The sequence below is a fragment of the Gordonia sp. NPDC003504 genome (assembly GCF_053587995.1).
In genome coordinates this window covers 74,837-91,013 of record NZ_JBSFPC010000010.1, presented here as the reverse complement: position 1 = coordinate 91,013, position 16,177 = coordinate 74,837, and the positions used below count along the sequence as shown (strand labels likewise).

At 67.6% G+C, this 16,177-nt stretch carries 12 protein-coding genes; 9 read left to right on the top strand and 3 right to left on the bottom strand.

Annotation, left to right across the window (positions count from 1 at the left end; genetic code table 11):
• Positions 1–26 precede the first annotated feature (26 nt).
• The 4 genes from ettA to ACWDPV_RS17960 all read left to right on the top strand — a co-directional run bounded on the left by ettA (position 27) and on the right by ACWDPV_RS17960 (position 7,871).
• Positions 27–1,700 carry an energy-dependent translational throttle protein EttA gene (gene ettA / locus ACWDPV_RS17975; RefSeq protein WP_449744060.1) on the top strand — a complete coding sequence of 558 codons (1,674 nt, stop codon included), beginning with the start codon at positions 27–29 and terminating at the stop codon, positions 1,698–1,700.
• Between the two features lie 192 nt (positions 1,701–1,892).
• Positions 1,893–6,704: an NAD-glutamate dehydrogenase gene (locus ACWDPV_RS17970; protein ID WP_449744059.1), complete on the top strand. Its 4,812-nt coding sequence runs from the start codon at positions 1,893–1,895 to the stop codon at positions 6,702–6,704.
• A gap of 5 nt (positions 6,705–6,709) precedes the next feature.
• Complete coding sequence (locus ACWDPV_RS17965; RefSeq protein WP_449744128.1) at positions 6,710–7,165, top strand: acyl-CoA thioesterase; 456 nt, start codon at positions 6,710–6,712, stop codon at positions 7,163–7,165.
• Between the two features lie 10 nt (positions 7,166–7,175).
• Positions 7,176–7,871 carry a hypothetical protein gene (locus ACWDPV_RS17960; RefSeq protein ID WP_348803330.1) on the top strand — a complete coding sequence of 232 codons (696 nt, stop codon included), beginning with the start codon at positions 7,176–7,178 and terminating at the stop codon, positions 7,869–7,871.
• A gap of 12 nt (positions 7,872–7,883) precedes the next feature.
• On the opposite strand, the gene ACWDPV_RS17955 is transcribed toward ACWDPV_RS17960, so the two are convergent.
• Together ACWDPV_RS17955 and ACWDPV_RS17950 are read right to left on the bottom strand one after the other, a co-directional pair.
• Positions 7,884–9,656: a glycoside hydrolase family 13 protein gene (locus ACWDPV_RS17955; RefSeq protein ID WP_449744127.1), complete on the bottom strand. Its 1,773-nt coding sequence runs from the start codon at positions 9,654–9,656 to the stop codon at positions 7,884–7,886.
• A 486-nt stretch (positions 9,657–10,142) separates the two neighbouring features.
• Positions 10,143–10,559: a globin gene (locus tag ACWDPV_RS17950; RefSeq protein ID WP_348803332.1), complete on the bottom strand. Its 417-nt coding sequence runs from the start codon at positions 10,557–10,559 to the stop codon at positions 10,143–10,145.
• Positions 10,560–10,650: 91 nt separating this feature from the next.
• Between ACWDPV_RS17950 and ACWDPV_RS17945 the strand changes: the two genes are divergently transcribed.
• The 3 genes from ACWDPV_RS17945 (at position 10,651) to ACWDPV_RS17935 (ending at position 12,184) form a co-directional block, all read left to right on the top strand.
• Positions 10,651–11,322: an HNH endonuclease gene (locus ACWDPV_RS17945; protein ID WP_449744058.1), complete on the top strand. Its 672-nt coding sequence runs from the start codon at positions 10,651–10,653 to the stop codon at positions 11,320–11,322.
• A gap of 132 nt (positions 11,323–11,454) precedes the next feature.
• Positions 11,455–11,703, top strand: coding sequence for an aa3-type cytochrome oxidase subunit CtaJ (gene ctaJ / locus ACWDPV_RS17940; protein WP_348803333.1), 249 nt, complete (start codon positions 11,455–11,457; stop codon positions 11,701–11,703).
• Positions 11,690–12,184 (top strand): DUF5130 domain-containing protein, encoded by a 495-nt coding sequence (locus ACWDPV_RS17935; protein WP_425476144.1) that lies wholly within the window; start codon positions 11,690–11,692, stop codon positions 12,182–12,184. The genes ctaJ and ACWDPV_RS17935 overlap by 14 nt, the downstream gene beginning before the upstream one ends.
• Positions 12,185–12,266: 82 nt before the next feature.
• Here ACWDPV_RS17935 and ACWDPV_RS17930 read toward each other — a convergent pair whose 3' ends face one another.
• Positions 12,267–13,697, bottom strand: a complete 1,431-nt coding sequence (locus ACWDPV_RS17930; protein ID WP_348803335.1) for a cation:dicarboxylate symporter family transporter — start codon at positions 13,695–13,697, stop codon at positions 12,267–12,269.
• Between the two features lie 182 nt (positions 13,698–13,879).
• On the opposite strand from ACWDPV_RS17930, the gene ACWDPV_RS17925 reads away from it, so the two are divergent.
• Positions 13,880–15,475, top strand: coding sequence for a sensor histidine kinase (locus ACWDPV_RS17925; RefSeq protein WP_449744057.1), 1,596 nt, complete (start codon positions 13,880–13,882; stop codon positions 15,473–15,475).
• Positions 15,472–16,167 (top strand): response regulator, encoded by a 696-nt coding sequence (locus ACWDPV_RS17920; RefSeq protein ID WP_348803337.1) that lies wholly within the window; start codon positions 15,472–15,474, stop codon positions 16,165–16,167. The genes ACWDPV_RS17925 and ACWDPV_RS17920 overlap by 4 nt, the downstream gene beginning before the upstream one ends.
• Positions 16,168–16,177 lie beyond the last annotated feature (10 nt).

Here is a 16,177-nt window from a genome sequence, read left to right as displayed (position 1 = left end):
ACAAACCAGGTCAGTAGGGATTAGGTGTGGCTGAGTTCATATACACGATGAAGAAGGTGCGCAAGGCGCACGGCGACAAGGTCATCCTCGACGATGTCACCATGTCGTTCTTCCCCGGCGCCAAGATCGGCGTCGTGGGCCCCAACGGCGCGGGTAAGTCGTCGATCCTGAAGATCATGGCCGGCACCGATCAGCCGTCCAACGGTGAGGCCTTCCTCGATCCCGACGCCACCGTCGGCATCCTGCTGCAGGAGCCGCCCCTCAACGAGGAGAAGACGGTCAAGGAGAACGTCGAGGAGGGGATGGGCGAGATCAAGGTGAAGCTCGACCGCTTCAACGAGATCGCCGAACTGCTCGCCACCGACTACTCCGACGAACTCATGGAGGAGATGGGCAAACTCCAGGAGGATCTCGACAACGCCGACGCCTGGGACATGGATTCCCAGCTCGAGCAGGCGATGGACGCGCTGCGCTGCCCGCCCGGCGACGCGCCGGTCACCCACCTCTCCGGTGGTGAACGGCGTCGTGTCGCGCTGTGCAAGCTGCTGCTGTCCAAGCCGGATCTGCTGCTGCTCGACGAGCCGACCAACCACCTCGACGCCGAGAGCGTGCTGTGGCTCGAGCAGTTCCTCGCGAGCTACCCCGGCGCCGTCCTGGCCGTGACCCACGACCGCTACTTCCTCGACCACGTCGCGGAATGGATCTGCGAGGTCGACCGCGGCAAGCTGATCCCGTATCAGGGCAACTACTCCACCTACCTGGAGAAGAAGGCCGAGCGACTCGAGGTCCAGGGCAAGAAGGACCAGAAGCTGCAGAAGCGCCTCAAGGAAGAGCTCGCCTGGGTGCGTTCGGGTGCCAAAGCCCGCCAGACCAAGAACAAGGCGCGTCTGGCCCGCTACGAGGAGATGGCCGCCGAGGCGGAGAAGACGCGCAAGCTCGACTTCGAGGAGATCCAGATCCCCACGCCGCCGCGCCTCGGTGACGTGGTGGTCGACGTCTCCCACCTCGACAAGGGCTTCGACGGGCGCGTGCTGATCAAGGACCTCTCGTTCACCCTGCCGCGCAACGGCATCGTCGGCGTCATCGGTCCCAACGGCGTGGGTAAGACGACGCTGTTCAAGACGATCGTCGGACTCGAGGAGCCGGATTCGGGCACCGTCAAGGTCGGCGACACCGTCAAGCTCAGCTATGTCGACCAGGGTCGCGCGAACATCGACCCCAAGAAGTCGGTGTGGGAGGTCGTCTCCGACGGACTCGACTACATCGAGGTCGGCCAGAACGAGATGCCGTCGCGGGCATACGTCTCGGCGTTCGGCTTCAAGGGCCCGGATCAGCAGAAGCGCTCCGAGGTGCTCTCCGGTGGTGAACGCAACCGGCTGAACCTGGCGCTGACCCTGAAAGAGGGCGGCAACCTGATCCTGCTCGACGAGCCGACCAACGACCTCGACGTGGAGACCCTGAGCTCGCTGGAGAACGCGCTCGAACAGTTCCCCGGCTGTGCGGTGGTCATCTCCCACGACCGCTGGTTCCTGGACCGCACCTGTACCCACATCCTGGCGTGGGAGGGCAACGTCGAGGAGGGCAAGTGGTTCTGGTTCGAGGGCAACTTCGAGGCGTATGAGGCCAACAAGGTCGACCGCCTCGGCGCCGACGCGGCCCGTCCGCACCGGGTGACCCACCGCAAGCTCACCCGCGACTGAGTTCGCGCCACCACAACACGTCACTGCGACGTCACCTCACTCGCCGTCCGGGCTTCCCGGGCGGCGAGTGTGTTTGTGCCGTGGATGACTGCCGTGGCCGCCCCGATGGCACTAGGCTCGCGGATGGACCGGTGTGTGTCGAAGCGTCTGTGAAAGGGCGCGTCCATGAGAGGGTGATCATCGTTGACGGATGTGACTTCGCTTCTGCCGCAAGTCATTCCCTGCTACCTGGCGACATCGGTCGGTGCGATCGACGAGGCCGGTGGGCGCAGCCGCTCCCACCTGGATCCGGCGACGCTGGACCCCGGCGAGGTTGACCGAATCCGGACCCACGTGCAGGTCGCCGCCGTGCGTGGCGTCGGGCAGTCGATCATCGACGTGGTCACCGGCGGTTCCGGCGGCACCGAGATCGTGGTGATCAACGACGACATGCCACTGTTGGTCGAGGCGGTCCTGGCGACCCTGGAGGGGCAGGGTCTGACCGTCGGCCGGATCGATCACCCGATCATCGCGGTGACCCGCGACCCGGCGGGCACTCTGACCGACATCGGTGACCACGCGCACGGCCGGGCGGAGTCGTGGATCTCGGTGTCGGCGTTGCCGGGCCGGGCGTCGGTTGACGACGACGCTCTCGCCGCGCAACTGAAGCGCGTCATCGGCATCGTCGTGGACGTCGACGAGGATGCGCCGGCGATGCGGGAGCGGCTGACGGGGTGTGGTGCCGACTGCGTGTCGATGCCCGATGGTGCGGGCGTTGCGACCGCCGACATCGACCGGCGCGAGTACTCCGATCTCTTCGACTGGTTGGCGGGCAATCACTTCGTCACATTGGGGTATGAGCGGATCACCGCGCGCGGCGGTGTCGAGGAGCGGCTGGGCATCTATCGGGCCGACGACGTCGATCCCAGTTTCCCCCTCGCCGACGGGGCTCGGCCGGCACCGCGGATCTCCCGGGTGTTCGTCGAGACGGGGATCCAGCGGTCCAACTATCCGATCCTCATCCAGTTGCCGACCGCCGACGCCGACGGCACCCCGACCGGCGAACACCGGTTCCTCGGGGTGTTCACCTCCTCGGGCCTGCATCAGACGGTGCTCGATGTTCCGGCGTTGCGCGCGAAGGTGCACGAGGTGGTCCGGCGGGCCGGGGTCGACGAGGATTCCTATGCCGGGCGCACCATGGTCGAACTGCTGCAGAACTACCCCCTGGTGGAGATGTTCCAGGATTCGACGTCGGAACTGAGTCGACGCGTCGACGACATGCTCGACGCGGTGGCCACCCGGTCGTTGCGTGTCTTCCTGCGCGTCAACCCGGGCGGGCAGGCCGCCACCGCCCTGATCTACCTGCCACGCGACCGCTACAACACCGCATCACGACTCGCCCTGCAATCGGAGGTGACCCGGATACTCGAGGCCTCCGACCTGGAGTACTCCGCGCGGGTCAGTGAGCGTCCCCTGGCCCAACTGCAGGTGATGGTCCGGGTGGACCCCGAGGTGGCCCGCTCCTGGGGATCGGTCGACATCGGCAGCGAGGTGCAACAACGCATGCAGGCGGCCCTCGCCGAGGCCGTGCGGAGCTGGGACGAACGTGTCCGTGAACTGATCACCGCCTCGGACGGGGTGACCTCGGCGGTTCCGGGACCATCGGCGCGGGTCGACACCGACGCGATGCTGCGACTGATCAGCTCGCTGCCCGACGACTACAAGGATCAGCGTGCGCCGACCGCGGGTGTCGCCGACCTCGCGCAGGTGGTCGGATTGGCCCCCGGTGATCTGGCCGTCACCCTGAAGGGGCGTTCGCAGGATGATTCCGCCGCTCCGCGTTGGGATTTCACACTCTATCTGTGCGGTGAGTCGGCGACGCTGACCGATGTGCTGCCGGTGCTGCACAGTCTGGGGCTCGACGTCATCGACGAGCACCCCTACCAACTGGTCCGTCCCGACGGTGCGGACTGTCATGTCTACGAGTTCGCGGTCGCGCTCGCCCCGGGGATGTCGGTCGACATGGCGACCGCCGAGGATCTCCCGCAGCGGTTCACCGAGGCCTTCACCCAAATCTGGCGTCGTAATGCCGAGGTCGACGCCTACAACGAGTTGATCATGCGGTGCGGGCTGACCTGGCGTTCGGCGGCCATGCTGCGGGCCTACGGGCGTTACCTGCGCCAGTGCGGATTCGCTTACAGCACAACGCATGTCGCCGCAACTCTGGGGCGCTACCGCGATGTCACGCGCGGCCTGGTCGACCTGTTCGAGGTGTCGTTCGACCCGACCGTGAGCGACCCGGCACGACGTGAGACGGTGCTGGCGGCCCTGCACGAGGCGGTCGGCGAGGTCCTGTCGCTCGACGCCGACCGGATCGTCTCCGCCTTCACCTCCGTCGTCACCGCGACCGACCGGACCAATTTCTATGTGACGGGCGGACCGCAGGTGGAGTCCGACCCGGCGACGTCCGGTGGGCACCGTCCGGTGATGTCGTTCAAACTGCGTCCGCGTGACATCCCGCAGGCGCCCGAACCCCGTCCGCTGCACGAGATCTGGGTGTATTCGCCGCGGGTCGAGGGCGTGCATCTGCGGTTCGGGTCGGTCGCCCGCGGTGGTTTGCGGTGGTCGGACCGGCGTGAGGATTTCCGCACGGAGATCCTGGGTCTGGTCAAGGCGCAGGCGGTGAAGAACGCGGTGATCGTGCCGCTCGGGGCCAAGGGAGGTTTCGTGCTGGCGCGGCCGCCGGCCCCGACCGGTGACCCGGCCGCGGACCGGGATGCGTTGCGGGCCGAGGGAATCGAGTGCTACCGCAGGTTCATCTCCGGGCTCCTCGATGTCACCGACAACATCGACCGGGCCACCGGCGAGATCATCGCGGCCCGCTCGGTGGTGCGGCGCGACGGCGACGATCCGTATCTCGTGGTGGCCGCGGACAAGGGCACCGCGTCGTTCTCCGACATCGCCAACGGGGTGGCCGGTGATTACGGCTTCTGGCTCGGCGACGCCTTCGCCTCGGGCGGCTCGGCCGGTTATGACCACAAGGCGATGGGCATCACCGCGCGCGGCGCCTGGGAATCGGTCAAACGGCATTTCCGGGAGATGGGAATCGACACCCAGGCAGAGGAATTCACCGTCGCCGGGATCGGCGACATGAGCGGGGACGTCTTCGGTAACGGCATGCTGCTCAGTGAGCACATCCGGTTGGTCGCCGCGTTCGATCACCGGCATGTGTTCATCGATCCCACCCCGGACGCCGCCATGTCGTATGCCGAGCGGGCCCGGTTGTTCGCGTTGCCGCGCTCGTCGTGGGCCGATTACGACGCCACGCTGATCAGTCCCGGCGGCGGAGTCTGGTCACGGGAACGCAAGTCCATCCCGGTGAGCGCCGAGATGCGTTCGGCGCTCGGCCTTTCCGACGATGTGACGGCATTGTCGCCGCCGGATCTGATCCGGGCGGTGCTGCTCGCCCCCGTCGACCTGCTCTGGAACGGTGGCATCGGGACCTATGTGCGGGCGTCCACCGAATCCGACGCAGAGGTGGGGGACAAGGCCAACGACGCCATCCGGGTCACCGGAGAACAACTGCGCGCCAAGGTGATCGGCGAGGGTGGCAATCTCGGAGTCACCGAACGAGGCCGCATCGAGTTCGATCTGGCGGGCGGCCGGGTCAACACCGACGCGATGGACAACTCCGCCGGTGTCGACTGCTCCGATCACGAGGTGAACATCAAGATCCTCCTCGACGCCGCGGTGTCGTCGGGGGACCTCGACTCGCAGGCGCGTAACCCGTTGCTCGAGTCGATGACCGACGAGGTCTCCGCACTGGTTCTGGCCGACAACATCTCGCAGAACGCGGAATTGGGCTTCGGTCGCGCATACTCCACCGAACGCGTCGACGTCCACGGACGGCTGCTCGCGCAACTGGCGCATCGAGGGGTCAACCTGAAGCTGGAGGCGCTGCCCGATCCGGTCACCCTGCACAAGCGCCACACCTCGGATATCCATCGTGGATTGACCTCGCCCGAGTTGGCGACCCTGATGGCCCACGTGAAGCTGGCCGCCAAGGATGACCTGCTGGCCAGCGACCTACCCGACAACGACGTGTTCGACGCACAACTCGACGGCTACTTCCCGGTGGCGCTGCGCCGGCAGTTCGCCGACGGTATCCGCGATCATCGCCTGCGCCGTCAGATCGTGACGACGGTTCTGGTCAACGACGTGGTCGACCGGGCCGGGATCACCCACCTGTTCCGCCTGAGTGAGGCGACCGGCGCCGGAACCGACGAGGTGGTGCGGGCATTCGTCGTCGCCGACCAGGTGTTCGGGATGGCCGATCTCCTTGCCCGGGTTCAGGATTGCGCCGCGAGCATCGAAGCGATCGACGAGATGATGATGTACGCGCGGCGACTGCTGTTCCGCGGGTCCCGGTGGTTGCTGGCCTTCCGCCCGCAGCCGCTGGCGATGGCCGCGGAGGTGACCCGGTACTCCGAACGGGTCGCCACGCTGTCGGCGTTGCTGGACAGCTGGTTCGGGCGCGGATCGGCCACCGACGTCGACGATCGCGTCGAGCACTACCGGTCGCTGGGTGTGCCCCCGGATCTGGCACACGAGGTGGCCATCAGCCTGCACCGCTTCTGCCTGCTCGACATCGTCGACGCCGCCGAGATCGCCGACCGTGATCCCGTCGAGGTCGGTGAACTGTACTTCGCGGTGATGGAGCATTTCGGGTTGGAGGAGTTGCTCACCGCGGTTAGCAACCTCGACTACGGCGACCGCTGGCATGCGTTGGCGCGCTTGGCTCTCCGCGACGACATGCATGGCGCGCTACGCGCCCTGACCCTGAAGATCCTCGAGGTCAGCGAACCCGAGGAGCGTGCGGCGGTGAAGATCTCCGAGTGGGAGCGGTCCTTCTCGTCGCGGCTGTCCCGGGTCCGGGCGATGCTCACCGAGATCGAGGAGGCGGGCAACCTCGACCTGGCCACCCTGTCGGTGGCCGCGCGGCAACTCCGTAGCGTGATCCGGTGACCAATATGAGCTTTGAGGACGAGGGAACCGCCACCGCGAACGGCTACGTGGTCAAGGTGCCGGTGCGGTGGTCGGACATGGATGTGTTCGCCCACATCAACCATGCCCGGATGGTGACGTTGCTGGAGGAGGCCCGGATTCCGTGGCTGTTCTACGACGAACGACCCACCGCGGATCTGCGTCGCGGGTGCGTGGTGGCCGACCTGCACGTCAAGTACCAATCCCAGCTGCGCCACGACGAAGGACCGATCGTGGTGACGATGCGGGTGGAGAAGGTCCGCGCCGTGGACTTCACCGTGGCCTACGAGGTGCGCCCCCACGGGGCGTCACCGACCGACAAACCGGCGGTGATCGCCTCCACCCAGCTCGTCGCATTCGACGTCGACGGGCAGCGCCTGCGCCGGTTGACCCCCGCCGAACGGGAGTACCTGGAGTCCTTCGTCGTGCCGGCGGGATCGTGACGGGCGCCGAGTGAATCCGGAACGGTTCCTCTCCCTGGACCGGGCCGAGGACAAGGCCGACGCGGTGGCCTTCCTGGCACGGGCGAGCCGACTCGACGAGTCGGCGGTGACGCGGCTGTCGGTACGCCCCGACGGGCTCATCGGAATGTGGTCGCACACCGGATTCGAGGTGCTGGTGACCCGCGCGGTCTTCGGCCGGATGGCGCCCCGCGACCTGGTATGCGATGCGTCGACGCTGCGACAGGCGTTGACCCAGGCCGAACCCGGGACCGCGGTGGACCCCGGCATGCCGTTCGACTCGGCATGGCGCGGCGCACTGCCCCTACAGACCGGCTACCGGCACGTCGACGATGTGCCCGCCCGCGCGGTGGTGGAACTGGCCCGCGACGGTGCGCGCGTGGCGCGGGAGGAGGGCAGCGCCCACGGGCCGGCGACCGGGCTGCTCGACCAGCCGGTCCTGGAGGTGGCCTCCGCCGACGGCAACCTGACGGCCGCGGTGTCGATGCGGTCGCTGTTCGCCCTGACCGCCATGGGGTTCGTGCGTGACGCCGACGGCCGGGCGATCACCGAGAACTCCGACGTCGAGGCCGTCGACCCGGCCGAACCCATCCGAATTCGTATGTCCGCGGCCTGGATTCGGATCGATGCCCGTTACGGCGCGGTGTACCAGCGCCGCCACCGCGACCTCGATGTGATGGTGCGCTGAGAGACGCGGAGCTCAGACCAGCCAGGCGGCGGAATTCGGTGCCAGGTACCCGTCGACCAGTGGTGCACTCACCAGGATCACCTCACCGGGTGGCAGGGGAACCGGGTCGGCGGTGGTGTTCAGCGCGCACACCAGTCGTCCCTCCGACCGCCGGAACGCCAGACAGCCGTCCGGGGCGCCGTACCACTCGACGGTGTCGCCGGCGAATTCCGGTCGCTGATACCGCAATTCGATCGCCTGCCGATACAGCGACAGCGTCGACGAGATGTCTTCGAGTTCACGTTCGACGGTGAACGGTGCCCACGACTCGGGCATCGGCAACCAGGTCTGCGGTGACGAGCTGAATCCGAACGGCGGTTCGGTGCCCTCCCAGGGAATCGGCACCCGGCACCCGTCGCGGCCACGCTCGGTGTGACCCGACCGTTCCCACACCGGATCCTGCAGGGCCTCGTCGGGGAGATCGGCGTTGGGCAGCCCGAGTTCGGCGCCGTTGTAGATGAACACCGTTCCGGGCAAGGCCAATTCGACCATCGCCATGGCGCGGGCGCGCGCCGATCCGACGGCGAGGTCGATGGGCGAATCGTCCCCGCCCTGATCGTCCCCGCCCTGATCGTCCCCGCCCTGATCGACGCGGGCATAGCGGGACACCTCACGCTCGACGTCGTGATTCGACAGCGTCCAGGTGGGGGTACCCGACACCGACAACACCGCATCGAGGGAGTTCTCGATGGCATCACGGACCGATTCGGCGGTGAACTCGGCCTTCGCGAGGCGGAAATTGAAACCCAGGTGCAACTCGTCGGGCCGTAGGTACTCGGCGAACCGCTCGTTGTCCTCGACCCAGATCTCACCGACATTCGCCGCGCCCGGGTACTCGTCGATCACCGTGCGGATCTTGCGGTGGATGTCGTGCACCGCATAGTTGTTGAAGCGCGGGTCGTCGTCGCTGTTGCTCAACAGTCCGACGGACTCCAGGTCCATGTCGGGAAGATCCTCGGGCTTGGCCATGCCGTGCGCGACGTCGATGCGGAACCCGTCGACGCCACGGTCGAGCCAGAACCTCAACGTCCGTTCGAGATCGGCGAAGACCTCGGGATTCTCCCAGTTCAGATCCGGTTGCTCGGCGGCGAAGATGTGCAGATACCACTGCCCGGGACTGCCGTCGGCCTCGGTGACCCGGGTCCAGGCCGGCCCGCCGAAGACGCTGCGCCAGTTGTTGGGTGGCTGATCGCCGCCCTCGCCTACGCCATCGCGGAAGATGTAGCGGGCCCGTTCGGGGCTGCCGGGTGCGGCGGCCAGTGCCGCGGTGAACCACGCGTGCTGGTCGCTGGTGTGGTTGGGGACCAGGTCCATGGTGACGCGGATGCCCCGGTCGTGTGCCTCGTCGATGAGCGCGTCGAAGTCGGCGAGATCACCGAACAGCGGATCGATGTCGCGTGGATCGGACACGTCGTAGCCGTGATCGGCCATGGGGGAGCGCATGATCGGGCTCAGCCAGATCGCATCCACACCGAGCAACTCGAGATAACCGAGTTTGTCGATCACGCCCGCGAGATCGCCGACGCCGTCGCCGTCGAGGTCGGAGAACGACCGTGGATAGATCTGATAGAACACCGCCGACTGCCACCAGGTGGTGTCGGCGGGATCGAGTTGCGGCACCACCACCTGATCGGCGACTGCGGCCACGGCCGGTTCCTGTTCCGGTTCGGAATCGGTCTCCGGGGTCTCGGTGTCGGAGACGTCGGTGTCGGGGGCGCCGGTGTCGGGGATCTCGGCGTCCGAGATCTCGGGTGTGACGTCTTCCGCAGGTGCGACGCTCTCGGCGGGATCGGCGTGGACTGCAGTGACGTCGTCACCGGCCTCGTCGTCAACAGCCTCGTCGTCGGATGCCTCATCGTCGGCCACCTCGGCCACCTCGTCATCGGCCGGCGGGGTGTCATCGGTTGCCGCAGAGCCGACCGCGGGTTCGGTGGGAGCTACGTCCTCGCCGACCTCGGCGTCCGCGTCGACATCCTGCCCGGCACCCTCGTGCCCGACGACGGCATCACCGGAGGGTGTGGTGGCTGCCGGCCCGCCCGGCTCTTCCGACGGCGCGGCCGAACCATTCTCGATATCCGATACGGGATGATCGGGGTCGGACGAGTCGGCGCTCGATGTCTCATCGCTCACGTCGCAATTGTGCACCACCTGTGATTTCAGTGAGGAATTGAGGTTGGTGCGGCGCGTCGCTGCCCGGGCGTGTCGCGTCGGGCCGATGCCCTCCGGGCGCACTCAGAACGGCGAGTTCACCATCGACTGCGCGGCCATCTCCATGTAGTCGACGAGGGCCCGGCGGTGCGCGTCGTCGAGGGTGTCGGAGTCGATCGAGGCGATCGCGATGTGCATGCAGCGCAGCCAGGCATCGCGCTGGATCGGGCCGATGGTGTACGGATGATGACGCATCCGCAGCCGTGGGTGGCCTCGTTCCTCCGAATAGGTGCGGGGACCGCCCCAGTACTGCTCGAGAAACATCCGCAGACGTCGTTCGGCCGGCCCGAGATCCGCCTCGGGGTACATCGGCCGGAGAATGTCGTCCTTGGCGACCTCGGCGTAGAACGCGTGGGTCAGGCGTTCGAAGGTCTCGGCGCCACCGACCTCGTCGTAGAAGGAGCGTTGGTCGGGTGCTTGGGCGGGCTGCTGTGCACTCACCCGTCCATTGTCCCTCACTCCCGATTGGGAGTGCACGAGCGCGTTCGACGTGGTCCACTTGACGCGACCGGTGCGCGCACGGGAGACGGCTATGACACGCAGAAGTCCACGGCAGGTTCGCGATGTGACGATGCTGCACGCGACCCGACGACCCGAGGTGCCCCGACGACCCGAGGTGCTCGGTGCGGATGCGGCCGTGGGCACGGCAGTCCCGGACACCGCTTCGATGCGTTCGACCCCCGGGATCTGGGGCCGCCGACGGGTGCTGCTGCTCAACGCGACCTACGAGCCGCTGACCGCGGTCTCGCTGCGCCGCGCGATCGTCCTCATCCTGCGTGAGCGTGCCGACGTCGTTCACGCCGCGGCCCCCGGACTGGCCGTGCATTCGGCCGACACCGCCGTCGCGGTGCCGTCGGTGATCCGCCTGCGGACCTATGTGCGGGTGCCGTACCGGGCGACCATCCCGATGACGCGCGCCGCGCTGATGCATCGCGACCGGTTCCGCTGCGGCTACTGCGGCGCCAAGGCGACCACCATCGATCACGTCCTGCCGCGCAGTCGCGGGGGCGGCCACACCTGGGAGAACTGCGTGGCCTGCTGTGCCGGCTGCAACCATCGCAAGGCCGACCATCTGCTCAGCGAGTTGGGATGGACCCTGCACACCCCACTCGTGGCGCCCAAGGGGCGGCATTGGCGATTGCTGGCGACCGTCAAGGAGATCGATCCGGCCTGGGCGCGCTACATCGATGTGGGCGCCGCCTGAGTCCCGCGAAATCGTCTACGACGCGTTGTAGGCCCCACTGGGACGTGAGTGTCGTCGTGGGCTAGATTGATCACACGACCTGCTGGGCGGGTCGCCTACCGGCAGCCCCCGGACACCGATCGAAAGGATGTCATGGATAGCGCGATGGTCGGCATCGGAGTCGTCGTCACGGTCGTTTGCGTCGTGATGGTGGTTCTCTGTGTCATCTCGATGGTGTTCTCGAACGGCCTGAAGTACCCGAAGGTGCAGGAGTACACGCTCGATCAGCCGTGGACGCGAGATCCGTTGCTGTTCAGCGCGACCGAGATCGAGCCGATGGCTCTCCCGCACCATGCAGAAGCGACCGATGTGGATGGAGGCTCGGCCAGTGGCAAGTGGTGAGGTAACCCAGGCAGGGACCGAGGGGGGCGTCAAGCTCTCCCCGTCCACCGCGCTCCCGATGGGAACGGTGATCACCAACAGCGGACGCGTGTCGTCGACCCGTTTCCCCGGTCAGTCCCCGAGCACCCCGCCGTTCAGTCAGGCCGACCTCATCGACCTCGACGATGCGCTGAAGGCCGCCAGCGAGAAGGCAATGGTGCGTTTCTCGGTGTACATCGGTGATCTCGGCTCCGACGCGGTCGCCGACGCCCGCGCGGTCCTCGCGCAGGCCCCGGAACCGGCCAACGGTGCACTCATCGCGGTGTCGCCGAATTCGCACGATGTGGTCGTGGTGTCCGGTGCCCGGGTCGCCGACCGCGTCAATGACCGGGTCGCCCAACTCGGCGTCACCGCCGCGATCGGCAGCCTCCGGTCCGGCAACCTCATCGACGGTCTGGTCTCGGCACTGCATGTGATCGCCACGGCGGCCGCAAACCAGTAGCGACGTCCCCGACACAACCTCACGTCGGCCGCTCATCCCTGGTGGATGAGCGGCCGACGTCGTTGTTGTGGGCGATGGGTGATCAGTGAGTGACCAGGACCTTCTCGGTGGCCTGTGCGCCGGCGTCCGGCCGCTGATCGATCGGATCGTCGTCGGCCGAGCCGATGGTGTCGTCTCCGTCCACCATGTCGGATTCGTTGAACGGGGCACGGCCGGAGAGCACCTCGTCGACGCGGTCCTTGTCGACGGTCTTCGTCCACGATCCGACCAACAGGGTGGCCACGGCGTTGCCGGAGAAGTTGGTGACCGCCCGCGCCTCGGACATGAACCGGTCGATACCCACGATCAGCCCGACACCGTCGAGCATCTCCGGACGGTGTGCCTGCAGACCGCCGGCGAGGGTGGCCAGGCCCGCGCCGCTGACGCCGGCGGCGCCCTTGGACGCGATGATCATGAACGCCAGCAGTCCGAGCTGCTCGGGGATCGACAGCGGATCACCCATGGCGTCGGCGATGAACAGCGAGGCCATCGTCAGATAGATCGCGGTGCCGTCCAGGTTGAACGAGTACCCGGTCGGGACGACGACGCCCACGGTGGTCTTCTGCACGCCGAGGTGCTCCATCTTGGCGATGAGGCGGGGGAGTGCGGATTCCGACGACGAGGTCGCGAAGATCAGGATGTACTCCCGGGCCAGGTAGCGCACCAGGCGGAAGATGGACACGCCGGCGACGGTGCGCAGCAGCACGCCGAGCACCCCGAACACGAACACCAGGCAGGTCAGGTAGAACGCGACCATGAGCACCAGCAGCTGACCGACGGCCGCCCATCCGGTCTGACCGACCACGCTCGCGATCGCGCCGAACGCGCCGATCGGGGCGACCCACAGCACCATGGTCAGCACCTTGAACACCAGCTTCTGGAAGTACGACACCGCGGTCAGGACCGGCTCACCGCTGCGACCCATGGCCTGGATGGCGAATCCGACGAGCAGTGCGACGAACAGGGCCTGCAGGACGCTGCCCTCGGTGAGTGCCGACAGCATCGAGGTCGGGATGATGCCCTCGATGAAGGCCATCGTGCCGCCGGATTCGTGCGCCTGCTCGGCCAGCTCGGCGCCCTTGCCCGCCACCGACGAGATGTTCAGGCCCTCACCGGGTTTGATGATGTTGCCGACCACCAGACCGATCGCCAGGGCGACGGTCGACATCGCCAGGAAGTAGACGAAGGCGAGTCCGCCGACCTTGCCGACGGTGGCCGCCTTCCGTACCGAGCCGATCCCCAGCACGATGGTGCAGAAGATCACCGGCGCGATCATCATCTTGATCAGGCTGACGAACATCGTCCCGAGGACGCCGAGATCCTTGCCGAGTTCCGGCCAGATCAGGCCCACCGCCACACCGGCGATCACCGCGACGATCACCGCGATGTAGAGCCAATGCGTGCGATCGCGCTTCTTCCCCGAGGGGGACGCCGGGAAATCGGCGGTGCCCGCCGCCTTCGCTCTGATGGTCATCTCGACTGCCTTTCGTTCCTCCGCCCCCGCCGATGCGAGGAGGTGCTGGGTAAGAATTGTTCGATGACCCGGTGATGCCGGTCACCCTTGAGTTCATTTCGTTCAGTGGCACACATCACCGGACGCGGAGCACACTGGCTGGCGATCACCGGCACACGTCCGGAGAAAGAGGTGATGCGACGATGAGCAGGCTGATGCCGCGCTCCCTGGCCGGGCAGGCGGTGGCCCTGCAGGTGGCGGTGGTGGTGGCCATCGTGGTGTGCGGCAGCGTGCTGGCCGCCGTCGACGCCCGCGCCGACGCCAACCGCGCCGCGCGCGAGGAGGTGAGCGCGGTGGCGGTCAGTCTGGCCGACGCGCCCTGGACCGCGGCGGCACTGAGCTCGGCCGATCCCACCGCCACCCTGCAGCCGGTCACCGAGCAGATCCGACGCGCCACCGGCGTCGCGTTCATCACGATCATGGACACCACGGGTCGCCGCTTCACCCACACCACCCCGTCGCTCATCGGGCAGCGCTATATCGGCACCACCGAGCCGTCGCTGCGCGGGGAGATCTACACCGAGACCTACACCGGCACGCTCGGTCCGTCGATCCGCACCGTCGCGCCGGTGCGCGACGCCGGTGGGAAGGTGGTCGGGCTGGTCGCCGTCGGGATCACCCAGTCCACGCTCACCGAGGACTGGGTGTCGCAGCTCCCGCTCATCGCCACCATCGGGATCGCCGCGCTGGTGATCGCACTGATCGGACTGTGGGCCATCCGCCGCCGATTACTGCGCCACACAGGCGGGTTGGCGCCGTCGGAGTTGCGGGTGATGTACGACCACCACGACGCGGTGCTGCACGCCGTCCACGAGGGCCTCATCGTCCTCGAGGGTGGGAAACCGGTCCTGGTCAACGACGAGGCCCACCGGCTGCTGGGCGACGGGCGCGGGGGCCGTGAACCGGCCGATGGTGATGCCGCGGTGGATATTCCGTCGTTCCTCACCGGCGGCCACGAACCGCTGCGCGACACCCTGTACGCCGCGAACGGACACGTGCTGGTGGTCAACCGCGCACCCGTGCCGGGTCGCGATGACGGTGCGGTGGTCACCATCCGGGATCGCACCGAACTGTCGGAGGCGGTGGGGGAGCTCGATTCGATGACGCGCTTCGCCGAGGCGCTGCGCTCACAGGCGCACGAATCGGGGAATCGGTTGCACACGATGGTCGCGCTGATCGAGATGGGCCGAACCGAGGAGGCGGTGCGCCTGGCGACCGAAAGTCTTGAGGTGTCACAGCATCTCGTCGACCGGATCACCGACGCCGTCGCCGAACCGACCCTGGCGGCGCTGCTGCTCGGAAAGTCGGCGCAGGCCGCCGAACGGGGTATCGCGTTCACCCTCACCGAGGATTCGATGGTCGATGACGTTGCCACACAACTACTCTCACCGGCGGAGATGATCACGGTGGTCGGCAACCTGGTGGACAACGCGCTCGATGCGTGCGACCCGGAGGATCCGTGGGTCGAGGTGACCGTGCAAGGCGATGCCGGTGGTCTGCGCATCGTGGTGGCCGATTCCGGCGGTGGGATGTCTCCCGACGTCTTCGCCCGGGCGCAACAACGCGGCTATTCGACCAAGGCAGGCGGGGACGAGGCCGGCCGCGGGATCGGGCTGGCGCTGGTGGCCCAGGTCGTCGCCGGCCACGACGGGGCGATCGTCGCCGAGAACACCTACGGATCGGTGGTCACCGTGGAGATCGGGTCCGCCGACGCACCCGCGGTGGAGGTGGGGTCGTGATCGCGGTGATGATCGTCGAGGACGAACCCCTGATCGCCGCCGGACATCGCGAATACCTGTCCCGCGTCGGTGGATTCGAGGTGATCGCCGAGTGTCGCACCGCGCAGGACGCACTGCGGCGGGCCACCGGGGCGGCCGCGACCGGTGCACCGATCGACCTGGTGTTGCTGGATCTGGGGCTCCCCGACGCGCGTGGCGTCGACCTCGCCGCCGCTCTGGGCGGTATCCGCCCGGCACCCGACATCATCGCGATCACCGCCGCCCGCGATCTCGACTCGGTGCGCAGCGCGATGGGTCACGGAGTGCTGCTCTACCTCATCAAGCCGTTCACCTACGCGGCGTTCAAGGAGAAGCTCACCCAGTATCTCGGCTACCGCGCAGCGCTGTCCGGACACGGGGACGCGGTGAGCCAACGGGAGGTCGACCAGGCGCTGGCGCAACTGCGCACCGTCGGCGACCGGCGGACCGCCGCGAAGGGACGCGCACCCGACACCGAGGATGCCGTCGCACGTGCGGTGCGCGACAGCGCCGCCGGACTCACCGCATCGGAAGTCGCTGCGGGCGTGGGTAGTTCGCGGGTGACGGCTTGGCGCTACCTGGAGCATCTGGCCGACGACGGCACCGTGGACCGGGTCACCGAATACGGGCGCACCGGTCGGCCGCAGGTCCGATACGTGTGGCGGGTGCGGTGAGCACCCGCCA

Coding starts and splice junctions, on each gene's coding strand:
- ACWDPV_RS17965 (WP_449744128.1), top strand. CDS start 6,710: ATGAGCTTTGAGGACGAGGGAACCGCCACCGCGAACGGCTACGTGGTC.
- ACWDPV_RS17945 (WP_449744058.1), top strand. CDS start 10,651: ATGACACGCAGAAGTCCACGGCAGGTTCGCGATGTGACGATGCTGCAC.
- ctaJ (WP_348803333.1), top strand. CDS start 11,455: ATGGATAGCGCGATGGTCGGCATCGGAGTCGTCGTCACGGTCGTTTGC.
- ACWDPV_RS17930 (WP_348803335.1), bottom strand. CDS start 13,697: ATGACCATCAGAGCGAAGGCGGCGGGCACCGCCGATTTCCCGGCGTCC.
- ACWDPV_RS17925 (WP_449744057.1), top strand. CDS start 13,880: ATGAGCAGGCTGATGCCGCGCTCCCTGGCCGGGCAGGCGGTGGCCCTG.